Origin of the sequence: Streptomyces sp. NPDC057271, assembly GCF_042668715.1 — a bacterium.
Lineage (GTDB): Bacteria > Actinomycetota > Actinomycetes > Streptomycetales > Streptomycetaceae > Streptomyces.
Genome location: NZ_JBHUYJ010000004.1, coordinates 37,899 through 54,871, shown reverse-complemented (window position 1 = coordinate 54,871; position 16,973 = coordinate 37,899). Strand labels below are relative to the sequence as shown.

Here is a 16,973-nt window from a genome sequence, read left to right as displayed (position 1 = left end):
TACGTGGGGTGACATGATGCGCACGGGTTGTCATGCCGACCGGTGGCCGACACGCGGCCCTTGTTGGAGATCCGGCACTGTGCTGGAATTCCACGCACCGCCGCGGGTTTCAAGCCGGCGCGCAGGGTGGCGCGACGCAGCGCCGGGTGAGCGGCGGGGAAGGGGGAACTGCGCCGGTCACGACGACCACCACTGGGGCGCATTCGCGTCCCGAGACGCCGACACCGTCCGAATCCGTTCACGCGGAAGGACGCCTGGTCCAGAGGTTGCGACGCTAGTGCAGGGACGATTCAAGAGGGATGGCAGCAACGCTGCCGCGGAGCAGGAGCCTCGCGCCGGGACCGACCGCGGTTCCTCGGCCCAGCACGCCCAGAACCCCGGTCAGGGTGCGTCAGGCGGTGACGGCTCGACGGCCGCCGCCCCCGAGTCCGCAGCCCCGGCCGCCAAGAAGCCCAGGAGCGAGAACGAGGTCGGGCCTCGAATAGCCCTCCGCAACTGGCGCATCTCGACGCGTCTGGTCGCCCTGCTGACCCTCCCCGTGGTCGCGGCCACCAGCCTCGGCGGCATCCGTATCAGCGAGTCGCTCCAGGACATGGAGCAGCTCGACCACATGCAGCTGCTCACGAAGCTGACCGAAGAGGCGACCGACCTCGCCAAGGCCCTCCAGGCCGAGCGTGACCTGTCCGCAGGCCCGCTGGCCAACGGCAAGTCGGCCAGCGACTACCAGGTCGCCAACCCTCGGAAGAACACCGACCGGGCCCAGAAGGCGTTCATGGACGCCACCTCGGAGATCCCGGCCACCGAGGGCGACGAGGCGCTGCAGAGCATCCGCCAGAACGTCAGCCAGATCGCGTCCCAGGTCGTCCAGATCGGCGGCATCCGCCAGGAGGCGTACAAGACCGGCGTCGCGCGCTCGGTGACGGTCGAGGCGTACAGCCGGCTCATCCGCTCGCTGCTCAGCCTCTCCCAGGACATGGCGCAGGCGACCAGCAACCCCGAGATGATCAAGCGGACCCGGGCCCTCGCGGCCTTCTCGTCCGCCAAGGAGTACGCCTCCGTCCAGCAGGCGATCATCGCGTCCGCGCTCCCCGCGAACGACAGCCGGATCGGCAAGCTGGAGCCCGGTGACCGTCTGTACGGCTACGCCGCCCAGCAGGGCGAGAAGGTGGAACTCAAGCAGTTCCAGACCATCTTCGAGTCGGCCGGCGGCGACGCCGACGGGCTGACCAGCTCGCTGAGCACCGGCAACCCGTCCATCGACGCCGCCGACAAGTACGCGGACCGGGTGCTGAGCAACGACTCCGGGCTGGCCGGCCGCGCCCCGCGCGGTTACCTCAACTTCACGGACGAGTACGGCACCAAGATCACGGCCATGAACAAGATCGAGGCCGACCTCCTCGACAAGATGGAGACCAAGGCCCGTGAGCTGCGTGCGGAGTCGCAGCGCGAAGCGATCATCAACGGTGCCCTGATCCTGCTCGTCCTCGGCGTCTCCCTCATCGGCGCCTTCGTCGTGGCCCGGTCCATGATCCGGTCGCTGCGGCGACTGCAGGACACCGCCACGAAGGTCGCCCAGGACCGTCTGCCCGAGCTCGTCAAGCAGCTCTCCGAGACCGACCCGCAGGACGTCGACACCTCGGTCGAGTCCGTCGGTGTGCACTCCCGGGACGAGATCGGCCAGGTGGCCGCGGCCTTCGACGACGTGCACCGCGAGGCGGTCCGCCTCGCCGCCGAGCAGGCCCTCCTCCGGGGCAACGTCAACGCGATGTTCACCAACCTCTCGCGCCGCTCCCAGGGTCTTATCCAGCGTCAGCTCTCGCTCATCTCCGAGCTGGAGTCCCGCGAGGCCGACCCGGACCAGCTCTCCTCGCTCTTCAAGCTCGACCACCTCGCCACCCGCATGCGGCGTAACGGTGAGAACCTCCTCGTCCTCGCCGGTGAGGAGCCGGGCCGCCGGTGGACCCGTCCGGTCCCGCTGGTCGACGTGCTCCGTGCCGCCGCCTCCGAGGTGGAGCAGTACGAGCGCATCGAACTGGCCGCCGTCCCCGCGACCGAGGTCGCCGGCCGCGTCGTCAACGACCTCGTGCACCTCCTCGCCGAGCTGCTGGAGAACGCCACCTCGTTCTCCTCGCCGCAGACGAAGGTCCGCGTCACCGGTCACGCGCTGCCCGACGGCCGGGTGCTCGTCGAGATCCACGACACCGGCATCGGCCTCTCCCCCGAGGACCTCGCCGCGATCAACGAGCGGCTCGCCTCGCCGCCGACCGTGGACGTCTCCGTCTCCCGCCGCATGGGTCTGTTCGTGGTCGGCCGCCTGTCCCTGCGACACGGCATCCGCATCCAGCTCCGCCCGTCGGACTCCGGCGGCACCACCGCGCTCGTCATGCTCCCGGTCGACGTCGCCCACGGCGGCAAGAAGCCGGCGCCCAAGCCGGGTGCCGGCGGCCAGGGGGCGATGCCCCAGGGTCCGTCCGCTCCCGGTGGCCGTCTGACCGGCGGTCCCGGCGCGGCCGGTGGCGCCGGTACGGGTGCCCGTCCGGGCCTCGGCGGGCCGCCGTCGGCGTCGTCCGCCGGCCGGCTCGGCGCCGGTGCGGCCCCCCGTGGTCAGGTCGGCGCCGGAAGCGGTCCGCGGGCCGCGCTGCCGGGTCGTGACGGCGCTCCGCAGGGCCAGGCACCGCAGCAGCAGTCGCAGCAACAGGGCCAGCCGACGGCGCAGATGCCGCAGGTCCCCGCGGAGCCGCAGCGGCCGGGCCTCGGCGCCGGTGGCTTCGGGGGCGCGCAGAGCGCCATCCCGTCCCGTACGGACGTCTGGGGCGGACAGCCCGACCAGGGCCAGGGCAACCAGGGCCAGGGTCAGCAGGCCCAGGGCCAGCAGCAGGGCCAGGGCGGTTTCTCGCGTGGCGAGCTGCCCGGAGGCAACCCGCAGCAGCAGCGTCCGCAGTCCGCGAGCTGGGGCAACGACCAGCAGCAGCCGGTCCGCCGCCCGCAGCAGGACATGTCGCCGCTGGACGCACCGCGCGGTCACGAGGAGCCGGAGAACACGGGCCAGTACGCCCGTCCGTCGGCACCGCAGGGACCGGGCTCCACGGGTCAGTTCCCGCGCCCCGACCTCGGCCGGCAGCAGCAGGCCCCGCAGGGCTACCAGGCCGGACCGCAGGAGGCGGCGTCCACCGCCCAGTTCCCGCGCCCGGACTTCGGTCAGCAGCAGGCCCCCCAGCAGCAGGCCCCGCAGGGCTACCAGCAGCAGGCTCCCCAGGCTCCGGCCCCGCGCCAGCGCGGCGGCGGCGACTACGGTGCGCCCCGCCCGGCCGGAAACCTGCCGCAGCAGCCGCAGCAGCCCCAGCTTCAGCAGCCCCGCCAGCCCGAGGCCCTGCCTCCGGCCGGCTCCTCCGCCGACGCTCGTACCCCTCTGTACGACACGCTGGAGACGAACTGGTTCCACCAGAGCCAGGCCGGCGGCCAGCAGCAGGACGGCCAGGGTCAGGGCAGCCAGGAGCAGCAGCACGCCAACGGCATGCCCTCGGACGGCCGACAGGCGCCGCAGGGCCCGCCCGCTCCCCCGGCTCAGCGGCGCCCCGCCGCTCCGGCCGACGGCAACGCCGGTCAGCAGCAGGGCGGTCCCGCCTCCTGGCGGACCTCGCCCAACGACGAGCTGGTGCGCCAGGCCGAGCGGGTCCGCAAGCCCGCGGCCGGTGGCATCACCACCTCCGGGCTGCCGAAGCGCGTACCGCGCGCCAACCTCGTACCCGGGACCGCGCAGGAACAGGCCCACACGGCCGGCCCGCAGGTCTCGCGTGCACCCGATGACGTCCGCGGCCGGCTCACCAATCTGCGCCGCGGCATCCAGCAGGGCCGCCAGGCGGGCAACTCCACGACCGGCAGTTTCCACGTCGGCCCCACCACCCAGCAGGAGCACTAGTTGAGCGCGATGAGCCAGGCTGCGCAGAATCTGAACTGGTTGATCACCAACTTCGTGGACAACACCCCAGGGGTGTCCCACACGGTGGTGGTCTCCGCCGACGGTCTGCTCCTTGCCATGTCGGAAGGCTTCCCCCGGGACCGCGCCGACCAGCTGGCGGCGGTCGCCTCGGGACTGACCTCGCTGACCGCGGGCGCGTCCCGCATCTTCGAGGGCGGTCCCGTCTCCCAGACGGTCGTGGAGATGGAGCGCGGCTTCCTCTTCCTGATGTCCGTCTCCGACGGTTCCTCGCTGGCCGTGCTGGCGCACCCCGAGTGCGACATCGGCCTCGTGGGCTACGAGATGACGCTGCTGGTCGACCGGGCCGGCAGTGTCCTCACCCCGGACCTCCGTGCCGAGCTCCAGGGGAGCCTGCTGTACTAGACATGTTTCGGCACATGTATCGACAGGGCGGCACGCCCCTCCGTGCCGCCCTGGGCATCAAGAAACCGTCCGGCCGCCCCACCCGGCCCCCCACCGGCCCCATCGAACGGCATGATCTCGTGCCGTCACGCCCGGAGGATTCATGACCCCGCCCCCCGCCTCTCACGATCCGTACGGCGGCTCGCTCGACGAGTCGTACGGACATGAGGGCGACCAGCCGCTGGTCCGGCCCTATGCGATGACCGGCGGCCGGACCCGGCCGCGGTACCAACTCGCCATAGAGGCCCTGGTCAGCACCACGGCCGACCCGGCGCACCTCGCCACCCTGCTCCCCGAGCACCAGCGCATCTGCCACCTCTGCCGTGAGGTCAAGTCGGTGGCGGAGGTCTCGGCGCTCCTGTCGATGCCGCTCGGCGTTGCCCGGATCCTCGTCGCCGACCTGGCCGAGGCGGGCATGGTGGCCATCCACCAGCCGGGCAACGGAGAGGCCGGCGGCACGCCGGACGTGACACTGCTCGAAAGGGTGCTCAGTGGACTTCGGAAGATCTAGCGGCGACCCCGGTCCCCAGGCCCGGTCGACCACCAGCGCGAAGATCGTGGTGGCGGGCGGCTTCGGCGTGGGCAAGACCACGTTCGTCGGCGCCGTCTCGGAGATCAACCCGCTGCGTACCGAGGCCGTGATGACGTCTGCGTCCGCGGGCATCGACGACCTCACGCACACCGGCGACAAGACGACGACGACTGTCGCGATGGACTTCGGCCGTATCACCCTGGACCAGGACCTGATCCTGTACCTCTTCGGTACGCCCGGTCAGGACCGCTTCTGGTTCATGTGGGACGACCTGGTCCGCGGCGCCATCGGCGCCGTCGTACTCGTCGACACCCGCCGTCTCGCCGACTGCTTCCCCGCGGTCGACTACTTCGAGAACAGCGGCCTGCCGTTCGTCGTCGCGCTGAACGGATTCGAGGGGCATCAGCCGTACACGCCGGAGGAGGTCCGCGAGGCCCTCCAGATCGGCCCCGGCACCCCGATCATCACCACCGACGCCCGCCACCGTGCCGACGCCAAGAGCGCGTTGATCACGCTCGTGGAGCACGCGTTGATGGCACGACTCAAGTAGGAGAACGCGTACGGAAGTTGTCGTACGTCATTTGAGGGGGCGGCCTGTGTCCTTTGCCACGGTCCGCCCTCGCGTTCATAACGTTTCGACAGAGAATTGCGCCGCGGCGGACACCCGACGCATCCGATCGGTACCACTGCGCTCACATGAGCCCCGCCATTTGGCGGGGCTCGTTCTTTATGCCCGTTTTATCTGGGGCTTGAGGAGACGAAAACCGAAGCTCGGGAACGTTTGGAGGGGACCCCCTTCACGTGCTGCAATTCATGAACTCCCGAGTAGTACGGCCCTGAACGAAACACCGGCACAACGTAGGTGCCGACGCCGAGAGGTTGTTGGTCGAGTGAGGCGAAGCAAGGAAAGCTCCGCGGAGCAGCAGGCGCGAGGCAACTTCACGCCGCCGGCGCGCACGGTGGCGCCGCCCGCTGAGGTGCCCGCGACGCCTGTTGCCACCAGCGGCAAGGGGAGCTCCAGCAAGCTGTCCCCCCGCAACTGGCGCGTACCGACCAGGCTGAACGCGATCCTGCTCGTACCCGTGCTGGTCGGCCTCGTCATGGGCGGCTTCCAGGTGAACGGGGCGATCAACACCTGGCAGGAGGCGCAGAACGCCGAGAAGACGGCGCTCATCGTGCGCGCCGCCTCGGAGTACAGCCAGGCGCTGCTCAACGAGCGTGACCTGACCGCCGCTCCCCTGCTGACCGCGAAGTCCGCCGAGGACCGCAAGAGCGACGAGGTGACGCAGGCGTACGCCGCCACCGACGCCGCGAAGGTGAAGTTCGACGAGGCCGTCAAGGACATGCCGGAGGGCCAGGGCCTCGAGCGCCGCCTGCGGCTGTTCCAGGACGAGATACCCAAGCTGGAGAAGCTCCGCCAGGCCGCGTACACGCGGGCCCTGGACCCGGTGAACACCCAGCTCGGGTACACCGGCGTCCAGCACTACCTGATGGAGTTCTCCAACGAGCTCGGGCTCGGCACCGGCAACGTCACCGCCTACGGCCGTACGCTCTACGCCGTCCAGCTCGCCAAGGGCGCCGCGTCGCTCCAGCGCTCGATCGGCACCCAGCTCCTGGTCCGCCCCAGCCAGAAGGGCGACGTCTTCGCCCAGCAGTCGGTGGCGTTCAACTCGTACAACTACCTGGAGCAGATCGCCCTCGGCGAGTACAACTCCGGAGGTACCCAGGAGGACGTCGACCGCCTCAAGGAGGTCATGGCCGGCCAGGCCGCCGAGGGCGCCAAGAAGATGGAGGCGGCGGGCATCACGCTGCCCAAGGGCCCCGACGGCTCCGTCTTCACCGGCATGGCCAAGGAGATCGGTTCCGCCAAGGACGCCGACGCGATCGAGGACCTCCAGAAGAAGGGCATCACGCCCGAGACCTGGATGGCGGTCGCCACCGGCAAGTTCGACGGCTACACCGAGGTCGAGAAGGAGCTCGTCGACAAGGCCGTGACCGAGGCCGCCGACATCTCCTCCGACGCCCAGACCGACGCCTTCGTCACCGGTGGCATCGTGGTCATCGCGCTCCTGGCCGCCTTCATCCTCGCCGGGATGATGGCCCGCCAGATGAGCCGCTCGATGCGCGAGCTGCGCACCGCCGCCTTCGCCATCGCCGAGCAGCGCCTGCCGATGCTCGTCGACCAGCTCTCCCGGACCGAGCCGGGCCGCGTGGACACCCGGGTCCAGCCGATCCCGATCGACTCCCAGGACGAGATCGGCGAGGTCGCCCGCGCCTTCGACCAGGTCCACCGGGAGGCCGTCCGGCTCGCCGCCGAGCAGGCCATGCTGCGGGGCAACGTCAACGCGATCTTCACCAACCTCTCGCGCCGCAACCAGTCGCTGATCGAGGGCCAGCTGACCCTCATCACCGACCTGGAGAACAACGAGGCCGACCCGGACCAGCTGGAGAACCTCTTCCGGCTGGACCACCTGGCCACCCGTATGCGCCGCAACGGCGAGAACCTCCTGGTCCTCGCCGGCGAGGAGCCGGGCCGCCGCTGGGACCAGCCGGTGCCGCTGGTCGACGTGATGCGCGCCGCCTCCTCCGAGGTGGAGCAGTACGAGCGCATCGAGCTGGCCGGTGTCCCCGAGGCGGAGATCCACGGCCAGGCCGTGACCGACCTCGTGCACCTGCTCGCCGAGCTCCTGGAGAACGCCACCACGTTCTCCTCCCCGCAGACCAAGGTCCGCGTCACCGCGACCCGACTGCCCGACGGCCGGGTGATGGTCGAGATCCACGACAAGGGCATCGGCCTCACCGCCGAGGACTTCGCGGACATCAACCACAAGCTGGCCAACCCGCCGACCGTGGACGCCGCCGTCTCGCAGCGCATGGGCCTCTTCGTGGTCGGCCGGCTGGCCGACCGGCACGGCATCCGTGTCCAGCTCCGCCCCTCGGGCGAGCAGGCCGGTACGACCTCGCTCGTCATGCTGCCCGACGCGATCACCCATGGTGGTGGTGGCGAGCAGCTCCCCGAGAGCGACTTCACGGTCTCGCAGATCATCCCGCAACAGCAGCAGCACGCCTTCGAGCCGGCGCAGCCGCAGATGCGGACGGCGGCGGAGCTGGGCTTCGACGACTCCCGCTACGAGCAGCAGGCGGACGACCGCCAGCTCGACCCGGTGAACCGTTCGCTGATGCGCGAGGAGCGCAGGGCGGCTCTGGAGTCGCAGGCGCAGGGCGGCGAGCGTCCGCTGTTCCCCGACGAGATCGACGGCTCGCAGCAGGGCTACGTCCAGCACGAGCGCGAGCAGGAGTACGCGCAGGACCAGCAGTACGGGCAGGAGTACGCCGCGGAGTACGGGCAGCCGCAGGCCGCCCAACACGACGGCTACGCCTACCAGGAGCAGGGCTACGACGGCTATGCGCAGCCCGCTGGCGGCTACTCCGAGCAGTCCTATGCGGAATCCGGCTATCCGGACCAGGACAACGGCCAGGTCGCGTACGGCAACGGATACGAGCCCCAGGCGCAGCAGGGCGAGTGGCAGGATCAGGGCGCATACCCGGGCGGCTACGAACAGGCGTACGGAACGGAATCGGAATCTGCCCCCGGCGCTCCCGAAGCGGCTCCTGAGCGCGTAGGCTTCGACCGTCCGGGTTCGACTCCGAACCCCACCCCGGATGCCGGCCACGCGCTGACCGACGCCGGTCTGCCGCGTCGTGGCAGCAGCGCTCCGCAGGGCTCTCAGCCCTCGCAGGGGCCTCTGCCGACGCGGACGGCCCAGCAGTCGGCCCAGCGACCGGCGCCGGCGCAGCAGAACCAAGCCGAAGGCACCGAAGAGTGGCGCTCGACGAACGACGAGCGCTGGCAGCGGGCCGAGAAGCTCCGCGACCCGAAGGCGGGCGGGGTCACCTCCTCCGGTCTTCCGAAGCGGGTCCCGAAGGCCAATCTGGTCGAGGGCACGGCGGAGCAGACCCCGCAGGGCGGCCCCCAGGTCTCCCGCGCTCCTGAGGACGTGCGGGGCAGGTTGAGCAACCTGCGCCGTGGTGTGCAGCAGGGTCGCACCGCGGGAACGGACACGAACGGATCGGGCCTCGGCCCGGGCAGTACCTACAACCAGGAGCGTTAGTGTGAGCATGAGCCAGGCGGCGCAGAATCTGAACTGGTTGATCACCAACTTCGTGGACAACACCCCCGGGGTGTCCCACACGGTGGTGGTCTCCGCCGACGGACTCCTGCTGGCGATGTCCGAGGGTTTCCCCCGGGACCGAGCCGACCAGCTGGCGGCCGTCGCCTCCGGACTGACCTCGCTGACCGCGGGCGCGTCCCGCATCTTCGAGGGCGGTGCGGTCAACCAGACCGTCGTGGAGATGGAGCGCGGCTTCCTCTTCATCATGTCGATCTCGGACGGCTCCTCGCTGGCCGTGCTCGCGCACCCGGAGGCCGACATCGGTCTCGTGGGCTACGAGATGGCTCTGCTCGTCGACCGCGCGGGCAGTGTTCTGACACCTGACCTCCGGGCGGAACTTCAGGGAAGTCTTCTCAACTAACAGACAGACAGTGCGTTTCACGCCACCGCACCGTAAGGTGCGGTGGCGCGGCTCCACAGGGACATGGACCGCGAGGCAGTCGGAGGAGGAGACGTGGGGACACCCCCGGGCGGACACCCGTACAACGGTTTTGACGCGCACGCGCAGGCGGAAGCCGCGCAGAACCGGTTCAACTTCCCCTCTGCCCCGAGCAGACAGGGCACGCAGCAGCCCTATCAGACCCCGCAGGCCCCGTCGGCGTCCGGAGGCGGCCCCGCCGCCCACCGGGGCGCGGGCGGTGCGGGCGGTTCGCGTGGCGCGGCGGGCAGGCAGGGCGGGAACCACAACCCGCTCGTGCGCCCCTACGCCATGACCGGCGGCCGGACCCGGCCGCGTTACCAGCTCGCCATCGAGGCGCTGGTCAGTACGACGGCCGATCCGTCACGGCTGCAGGGGCAGTTGCCCGAGCACCAGCGGATCTGCCAGCTGTGCTTCGAGATCAAGTCGGTGGCCGAGATCTCGGCGCTTCTCTCGATTCCCCTCGGCGTTGCCCGGATCCTCGTCGCCGACCTGGCCGAGGCCGGACTTGTCGCCATCCACCAGCCCGGCGGCGACGAGGCCGCCGGCGGTCAGCCAGACGTGACACTGCTCGAAAGGGTGCTCAGTGGACTTCGCAAGCTCTAGCGGCGGCGCGGCCCGTTCAACCACCAGCGCGAAGATCGTGGTGGCGGGCGGCTTCGGCGTGGGCAAGACCACGTTCGTCGGCGCCGTCTCGGAGATCAACCCGCTGCGTACCGAGGCCGTGATGACGTCTGCGTCCGCGGGCATCGACGACCTCACGCACACCGGCGACAAGACGACGACGACTGTCGCGATGGACTTCGGCCGTATCACCCTGGACCAGGACCTGATCCTGTACCTCTTCGGTACGCCCGGTCAGGACCGCTTCTGGTTCATGTGGGACGACCTGGTCCGCGGCGCCATCGGCGCCGTCGTACTCGTCGACACCCGCCGTCTCGCCGACTGCTTCCCCGCGGTCGACTACTTCGAGAACAGCGGCCTGCCGTTCGTGATCGCCCTGAACGGATTCGACGGTCACCAGCCGTACAACCCGGAGGAGGTCCGCGAGGCCCTCCAGATCGGCCCGGACACGCCGATCATCACCACCGACGCCCGCCACCGTGCCGACGCCAAGAGCGCGCTCATCACCCTGGTCGAGCACGCCCTGATGGCACGCCTGCGGTAGCCGTCCCCACGGCAGTACGGAGAAGGCCTCGCGCACCGTCCCGGTGCGGCGAGGCCTTCTCCGTCTCCGCGCCGCCCTATGACGGCCGCGGAGGGCTCCCGTACGGCAGCGCCCCACGGCGTGGCCGAGGCCCGGAGGCCTCCGTCCTCGGGGCATGGCGAAGGCCCCGTCTCCGGGTGGAGACGGGGCCTTCGGTGCGGCCGGGGTCAGCCCTGCCAGGAGTGGGAGGGGCGGAAGCCCGACTGGCGCTCCAGGCGGCGCCAGCCGGCCGTGGAGCGACCGTGGCGGGACGTCGAGGCGTCGTCGGCGGGCTGGGCCGCCGCGCGGGCCAGGAGGACCGCGGTGATGGCGGCCAGCTCCTCGGGGTCGGCGTGGCCCTTCTCGACTCGGAGAAGGTTGGCTGTGGCAGGCGTGGTCACGTCTGTGGCTCCTCTTACTGAGGCGGGTTGCCGTGCTTGCGGGACGGCAGGTCGGCGTGCTTGGTGCGGAGCATGGCGAGGGACCTGATGAGGACCTCCCGCGTCTCCGCGGGGTCGATCACGTCGTCGACCAGACCGCGCTCCGCGGCGTAGTACGGGTGCATCAGCTCGGCCTTGTACTCCTTGACCATGCGGGCCCGCATGGCCTCCGAGTCCTCGGCCTCCGCGATCTGCTTGCGGAAGATGACGTTCGCGGCGCCTTCGGCGCCCATCACCGCGATTTCGTTGGTGGGCCAGGCGTACGTCAGGTCGGCGCCGATGGACTGGGAGTCCATGACGATGTACGCGCCGCCGTACGCCTTGCGCAGGATCAGGCTGATCCGGGGGACGGTCGCGTTGCAGTACGCGTACAGCAGCTTCGCGCCGTGACGGATGATTCCACCGTGCTCCTGGTCGACGCCCGGGAGGAAGCCGGGCACGTCCAAAAGGGTGATGATCGGGATATTGAAAGCATCGCACATCTGGACGAAGCGGGCGGCCTTCTCCGAGGCCTCGATGTCCAGCACGCCCGCCAGCGACTGCGGCTGGTTGGCGACGATGCCCACGACCTGACCGTCCAGGCGGGCCAGCGCGCAGATGATGTTGCGGGCCCAGCGCTCGTGGATCTCCAGGTAGTCGCCCTCGTCGACGAGCTCCTCGATCACCTTGTGCATGTCGTACGGACGGTTGCCGTCCGCCGGCACCAGGTCGAGCAGGGCGTCCGAGCGGCGGTCCGCCGGGTCCTCGGAGGCCGCGGTCGGCGGGTTCTCGCGGTTGTTCTGCGGCAGCATCGACAGGAGGTAGCGCACCTCCGCGATGCAGGTCTCCTCGTCGTCGTACGCGAAGTGCGCCACGCCGCTGGTCTCCGCGTGCACGTCGGCGCCGCCGAGACCGTTCTGGGTGATCTCCTCACCGGTGACCGCCTTGACGACGTCCGGGCCGGTGATGAACATCTGCGAGGTCTCACGGACCATGAAGACGAAGTCCGTCAGGGCGGGCGAGTACGCCGCACCGCCCGCGCACGGGCCGAGCATCACCGAGATCTGCGGGATGACACCCGAGGCGCGGGTGTTGCGCTGGAAGATGCCGCCGTAACCGGCGAGGGCGGAGACGCCCTCCTGGATGCGGGCCCCGGCGCCGTCGTTCAGCGAGACCAGCGGAGCACCGGCCGCGATGGCCATGTCCATGATCTTGTGGATCTTGGTGGCGTGGGCCTCGCCCAGGGCGCCGCCGAAGATCCGGAAGTCATGCGCGTAGACGAAGACCGTACGGCCCTCGACGGTGCCCCAGCCGGTGATGACACCGTCGGTGTACGGCTTCTTGGCCTCCAGGCCGAAGCCGGTGGCGCGGTGCCGGCGAAGCTGCTCGACCTCGTTGAAGGAACCAGGGTCGACCAGCAGCTCGATGCGCTCACGGGCGGTGAGCTTCCCCTTGGCGTGCTGCGCCTCGGTCGCCCGGTCGCTCGGTCCGCGCCGCGCCTCCTCGCGCAGGGCGTGCAGTTCGGCCACACGGCCTCGGGCGTCGGTCGGCTCGCTCGGGATCTGGTCCACAACGGTCATGTACCGACCCTACGAAGCCGACCAAGGAAATCCCGCCGTTGACTCCGTACAGTCTCCCGAGTCGAATCCTGGTGGAGTAAGACAGAACCGTGTCCGGTACGGGCCGAGTCGACAGCCGGACACCCCTCCGCTTTGTGGAGATCCCACAGAAGCCGCTCCAGCGCCCCTCCAGCCAGACTACAGCGATCCCTGCCACGGTAGGTGACTCCGACAGTACCGGGCGTGATCCGCGGCCAGGAGCGCGGGGCCCGGCCCCGGCGTCGAAGCCGGAGCCGGGCCCGATGGCGAGCCAGGGCTGCCGGAGGGTCTCGGACCGCCCTCCGCCTAACCCGCGCAGTGGAAGCGCGCGTGTCCCCAGTCCGCGTGATCGTTGCCGTTGCCGTCCCCGCCGTCGTCGGCCACGAGCTCCACATAGGAGGCTCCGGTGACGTCGGCGGTGAGCGACCAGGCCGTGTCGGTGGCCTTCAGGACCGGTGACTTCACCTTCTCCGTACCGTCGGCGACGACGCCGAACCGCACCGAGCCCCGGCCGGTCTGCACATCGTCCACGCCGACCTCGGCGGTGAAGGAGGTGCACTTCCCGCCCAGGTAGTAGCGCACCGTCGACGGGGCGTGGGCGCCCAGGCCCTTCGCGTACGTCACTCCCCCGATCCGCAGCGGTCCGCCGTCGCCGGCGCCCGTCTCGCCGTTGGAACCGTCGCGCTCGACCGGTCCCCAGCCGTTCGCGGCCGAGGTCCAGTCCAGGTCGCTCGCCCAGCTGTCCGTGGTGGGCGGCGGGGGCAGCGTACGGACGGTGGCGGCGGCGCTCAGCTCCCGCGCCTCTCCCCCGACGGTGTAGGCGAGCGTGGAACCGAGCGCGTACGGCTGGTACTTCGCGTCCGCCGGGGGCGTCACGCGCCAGGTGGCCGTGGCCTTGGCGCCGGCGGCGACGGTCCCGAGCGTCACAGGGGCGGCCGGCTCGGCGGTCCAGCCCTCGGGAAGCTCCAGCGACGCCGTGGCGCCGTCCACGGCCCCGGCCTCGTCGTTGGCGAAGGTGGCGGTGACCTGGTTCGGGCGCCCCGGCTCCAGCGTCTCCGGCGCTGCGAGCGCGAGCGTGCCGCAGGCGGCCTTCTCCGGCGCCGGGCCCAGGTCGGTGACGGTGAAGGAGTCGAGGACGAAGTCGGCGCCGTCGGGGGCGTCGGCCCGCTTGCGCAGGCCGGTCCAGGTGTCGCCGCAGCCGGCGGTCACGGTCTCGGAGAAGTGGCCGGTCGTCGTCCCCCAGCTACCGCTGGGAGGTGCCCCCTGCTGCCCGACGGGCGTGCGACGCGTCTCCACCGAGGTCCCGTCGGCACGGTCGTAGCCGGTGATCCACTCATAGGCGCCCGCGTGGCTGGACTGGTAGTCGTACGCCACGCGGTAGGCGCGCCCGTCCTTCATGGGCACGGTCCAGGGCGCGGTCCGGTAGACCAGGCCGCTGTTCTCGTCGTGGGACTTCAGCGACTCGGCGCCGCCGATGACGTCGTCGACGAGCTTTCCGTTCCAGCCCGCCTGGGTGTACGGGGCGTGGAGCTGGGCTATGTGGGTGCGGGGGTCGGTCGTGCCTCCGGAGTCGCCCTTGAGGAAGGGGCCCCAGCCCTGGTCGACGTCCTCGAAGTCCTCGTACACGAGCGCTCCGGCCCTGGTCGCCGGGTCGTTGGCGACGACGCGGACGTCGTCGATCCGGACGCGGGCGGTGCTGCCGCCGGCGGCCTGGATCCCGAGCGTGGTGGAGCCGCCCGCGGGGGCGGTGAAGGTGACCTTGGCGCGCTGGAGACGGGTGCCGTTCCAGTCGGACGCGGCGACCCGGTCCTCGATCGACGAGCGCTCCACGGTGACCGACCTCCCGCCGACGGACAGGGTGGTCGGGCGGGTCCTGCCCGGCTCGACCTCGATCAGGGCGGAGGCGGTGTAGCGCGTGCCGGGGGTGAGGCCGGTGATCCGCTGGCGTACGGACGCGGGGGCCGCGCCGGTCAGCTCGGCGCTGTTGCGGCCCTGGTCGTCGGTGTCACGGGCGACCGTTCCCGTCCTGGACCAGGCGTCGAGGCGGGCGTCGTTGAAGCCGGGGTCCTTGACCGGGGTGCCCTGTCCCCAGCGCGGGTCGCGGGGCTCGGGGGCGCGGTCGGGGTAGAGGACGTACGGCTGTCCCGCGACGGCGTCGAGGGTGATCGTGCCGCCGCTCGGCCGGACCGTCGCGGTCTTGACGCGCCCGTTGTCGGTGAGCTTGTAGACGCTGTACGAGCGGGTGCCGGGCACCGCCCAACTCGTCTTCCCGCCGTTCTTGTTGTAGTGGTACAGCTTCGTGCCGCCGTCCCAGGGCAGCAGGTAGTTCTCCCCGTCGAGGACCTTGCGGCCGTTCTCGTGGAAGGTGCGGCGGCCGTTCTCGACGGTGCCGCGGACGTCGCCGGTGAAGGCGAGGTCGTTGCCGTTCCAGCGGGTGATCCGTTGCTGCTGGAGGTACTTGGCGGGCAGGTTCTTCTGCCAGATGTTGGCGTAGAAGCGGTTCCAGTCGGTCTCGCCGGTCCAGCCCTCGAAGTCCTCCAGGGCGGTCTGGCCGAGGACCGGGTGGTTGTTCCAGACGTCCTTCTCTCCGTTGCGGATGAAGCGGACGATCTGGGAGTTGAGGCCCTTGTTGGTGGCGCCGCCGTAGTTCAGGTCGTTGGCCCAGTGGGACCAGAGGGAGGCCCGCTCGAACTTCTCGGACCATTCGGTGGCGACGTTCCAGCCCTGGGACTGGACGGCCTGGAGGGTCTTGTCGGCGATCCAGCCGTGCGTGTGGTAGACGTCGATGTAGAGCGTCGACAGGTTCGGGTCGGTCTCGTCGCGCAGCTGCTGGAAGCGGCGGGCGAGGTCACCGCTGTTGATGTCCCGGCGCTGGTCGATGTAGTAGCTCTGGCCCAGCCAGTTCCAGCCGGGCCTGGTCCTGTCGACGAGGGTCTCGCTGAAGTTCTTCGCCTCGGGGTACGACTCGGTGGCGTTGACGTGGACGCCGAAGTCCGCACCCCACTTCCTGCCCTCCTTGAGGAGGGTGTTGAGGTCCGCGAGGCCGCCGGCGCGCTTGTTGTAGTTGCCGCCGTAGTCCGGGTGGGCGGAGTCGTGACCCTCGGAGCCGTACCCCTTGAGCAGGGCGAACTGGCCGAGTCCGTCGGTGGCGAGGGAGATCCGCTCGACGTCGTCGAGGGTGCGGAGGAAGGGGTGGGTGGCGTTGGAGGCGAAGTTGAACGGAATATGGGCGATCACCCGGTCCGGGGTCTGCTCGCCGCCCGGGGCCCTGATCCCGATGGCGGGGAAGGCGAGGGCGCCGTCCTGCCAGTCCGTCCGTCCGTCGCCGTTGGCGTCGGGGGTGACGACGACCTTGGCCCAGGGGAGGTTCTTCCCGCTCTCGGGGGCGGGGGCGCCCTCGCCGCGGTAGGTCCACTGGCCGGACCAGACGCCGACGCGGGTCTCGCCGCCGTTCTTGCGGGCCTGGTGCCAGAAGCGGGCGCCGTCGCGGGCGCTCGCGCCGGAGGGCTTGTCGTAGGAGGAGTTGGACTCGACGGCGGCGGCGAGGGAGCCGGTGTTGACCAGTGCGTAGCTCGCGCCGGTGGCGGTGGTCTCGGCCGGGGTGGCGTCCGTGATGTCGGTGAAGACGTCGGCGGTACGTGTGGAGTCGGCGTCGAGCCGGGTGAAGGCGGTCTCGGCGCCCGCGTCCGAGGAGCCTACGGAGACCAGGTCGTGGCCGGGTATGTCGATCGTGCCGACCCGGAGGGCCTCGGTGTCGCGTACGGCGGTCACCTCGAAGGTGGTGGCCCGGCCGGTGACGCTCAGGGTCGCGTCGATCTCGACGCCGGGCAGGGCCGGGAAGACCAGGGTGTACGCGGCGGAGGAGGCGGTCAGGACGGGCGCGCCGATGGCCCGGACGTCGTACGCGGTGCCGTTGAGGACGACCTGGGTGACCGGTGCCGTACTGCCGAGGAGGCGGGCGCCGGTGGCGCGGTCCGTGTACGAGACGACCCGCGGGAAGTCCTCGGCGACGGCGACGGAGAGCTGGGTGGAGCCGATGCGGGCCTCGGCGGCGTCGGCCCCGGCGGGCGTCCTCGATTCGGCGAGGGCCGGTCCCGACAGGGCGAACACGGCGGATGACGCGGCGGCGAGCGCGCAGGCCACACGGATTCTTGGCGACTTGGGGAGGGGCATGGGGACTAGTGGGGCCCGTTCGGCAGGACACCGTCAACGAGATCGCGTCCCGGCGGCCCCGCCAGTCCAAGAACCCCCGTCGGTTAGTCCAAGC

The 16,973-nt window shown here is 70.8% G+C and carries 11 protein-coding genes; 8 read left to right on the top strand and 3 right to left on the bottom strand.

Going from position 1 to position 16,973, the window contains the following annotated elements; translation table 11 throughout:
* Positions 1 to 277 precede the first annotated feature (277 nt).
* From ACFUJR_RS02935 to ACFUJR_RS02900, 8 genes are all read left to right on the top strand, one after another.
* A complete protein-coding gene (locus ACFUJR_RS02935; protein ID WP_383177957.1) occupies positions 278 to 3,919 on the top strand; it encodes a nitrate- and nitrite sensing domain-containing protein in 3,642 nt (1,213 codons plus the stop codon).
* 9 nt (positions 3,920 to 3,928) lie between these two features.
* Positions 3,929 to 4,342, top strand: a complete 414-nt coding sequence (locus ACFUJR_RS02930; protein ID WP_383177966.1) for a roadblock/LC7 domain-containing protein — start codon at positions 3,929 to 3,931, stop codon at positions 4,340 to 4,342.
* Between the two features lie 142 nt (positions 4,343 to 4,484).
* Positions 4,485 to 4,892, top strand: coding sequence for a DUF742 domain-containing protein (locus ACFUJR_RS02925; RefSeq protein ID WP_260227791.1), 408 nt, complete (start codon positions 4,485 to 4,487; stop codon positions 4,890 to 4,892).
* Positions 4,873 to 5,463 carry an ATP/GTP-binding protein gene (locus ACFUJR_RS02920; protein WP_383450200.1) on the top strand — a complete coding sequence of 197 codons (591 nt, stop codon included), beginning with the start codon at positions 4,873 to 4,875 and terminating at the stop codon, positions 5,461 to 5,463. Before ACFUJR_RS02925 ends, ACFUJR_RS02920 begins: the two co-directional genes overlap by 20 nt.
* Before the next feature lie 340 nt (positions 5,464 to 5,803).
* On the top strand, positions 5,804 to 9,025 hold the full coding sequence (locus ACFUJR_RS02915; RefSeq protein ID WP_383177951.1) for a nitrate- and nitrite sensing domain-containing protein: 3,222 nt from the start codon (positions 5,804 to 5,806) through the stop codon (positions 9,023 to 9,025).
* Between the two features lie 7 nt (positions 9,026 to 9,032).
* Entirely contained in the window at positions 9,033 to 9,446 is a 414-nt protein-coding gene (locus ACFUJR_RS02910) for a roadblock/LC7 domain-containing protein (protein WP_005311461.1), read from the top strand.
* Positions 9,447 to 9,539: 93 nt separating this feature from the next.
* Positions 9,540 to 10,109, top strand: a complete 570-nt coding sequence (locus ACFUJR_RS02905; RefSeq protein ID WP_383177948.1) for a DUF742 domain-containing protein — start codon at positions 9,540 to 9,542, stop codon at positions 10,107 to 10,109.
* Complete coding sequence (locus tag ACFUJR_RS02900; RefSeq protein WP_050791473.1) at positions 10,090 to 10,671, top strand: ATP/GTP-binding protein; 582 nt, start codon at positions 10,090 to 10,092, stop codon at positions 10,669 to 10,671. The genes ACFUJR_RS02905 and ACFUJR_RS02900 overlap by 20 nt, the downstream gene beginning before the upstream one ends.
* Before the next feature lie 206 nt (positions 10,672 to 10,877).
* Here ACFUJR_RS02900 and ACFUJR_RS02895 read toward each other — a convergent pair whose 3' ends face one another.
* The 3 genes from ACFUJR_RS02895 to ACFUJR_RS02885 form a co-directional block, all read right to left on the bottom strand.
* Positions 10,878 to 11,090: an acyl-CoA carboxylase subunit epsilon gene (locus tag ACFUJR_RS02895; RefSeq protein ID WP_352191208.1), complete on the bottom strand. Its 213-nt coding sequence runs from the start codon at positions 11,088 to 11,090 to the stop codon at positions 10,878 to 10,880.
* 14 nt (positions 11,091 to 11,104) lie between these two features.
* On the bottom strand, positions 11,105 to 12,688 hold the full coding sequence (locus tag ACFUJR_RS02890) for an acyl-CoA carboxylase subunit beta (RefSeq protein ID WP_383169247.1): 1,584 nt from the start codon (positions 12,686 to 12,688) through the stop codon (positions 11,105 to 11,107).
* A 324-nt stretch (positions 12,689 to 13,012) separates the two neighbouring features.
* Complete coding sequence (locus tag ACFUJR_RS02885) at positions 13,013 to 16,879, bottom strand: endo-alpha-N-acetylgalactosaminidase family protein (RefSeq protein ID WP_383169245.1); 3,867 nt, start codon at positions 16,877 to 16,879, stop codon at positions 13,013 to 13,015.
* Positions 16,880 to 16,973: the final 94 nt, after the last annotated feature.

Coding starts and splice junctions, on each gene's coding strand:
- ACFUJR_RS02930 (WP_383177966.1), top strand. CDS start 3,929: ATGAGCCAGGCTGCGCAGAATCTGAACTGGTTGATCACCAACTTCGTG.
- ACFUJR_RS02925 (WP_260227791.1), top strand. CDS start 4,485: ATGACCCCGCCCCCCGCCTCTCACGATCCGTACGGCGGCTCGCTCGAC.
- ACFUJR_RS02910 (WP_005311461.1), top strand. CDS start 9,033: ATGAGCCAGGCGGCGCAGAATCTGAACTGGTTGATCACCAACTTCGTG.
- ACFUJR_RS02890 (WP_383169247.1), bottom strand. CDS start 12,688: ATGACCGTTGTGGACCAGATCCCGAGCGAGCCGACCGACGCCCGAGGC.
- ACFUJR_RS02885 (WP_383169245.1), bottom strand. CDS start 16,879: ATGCCCCTCCCCAAGTCGCCAAGAATCCGTGTGGCCTGCGCGCTCGCC.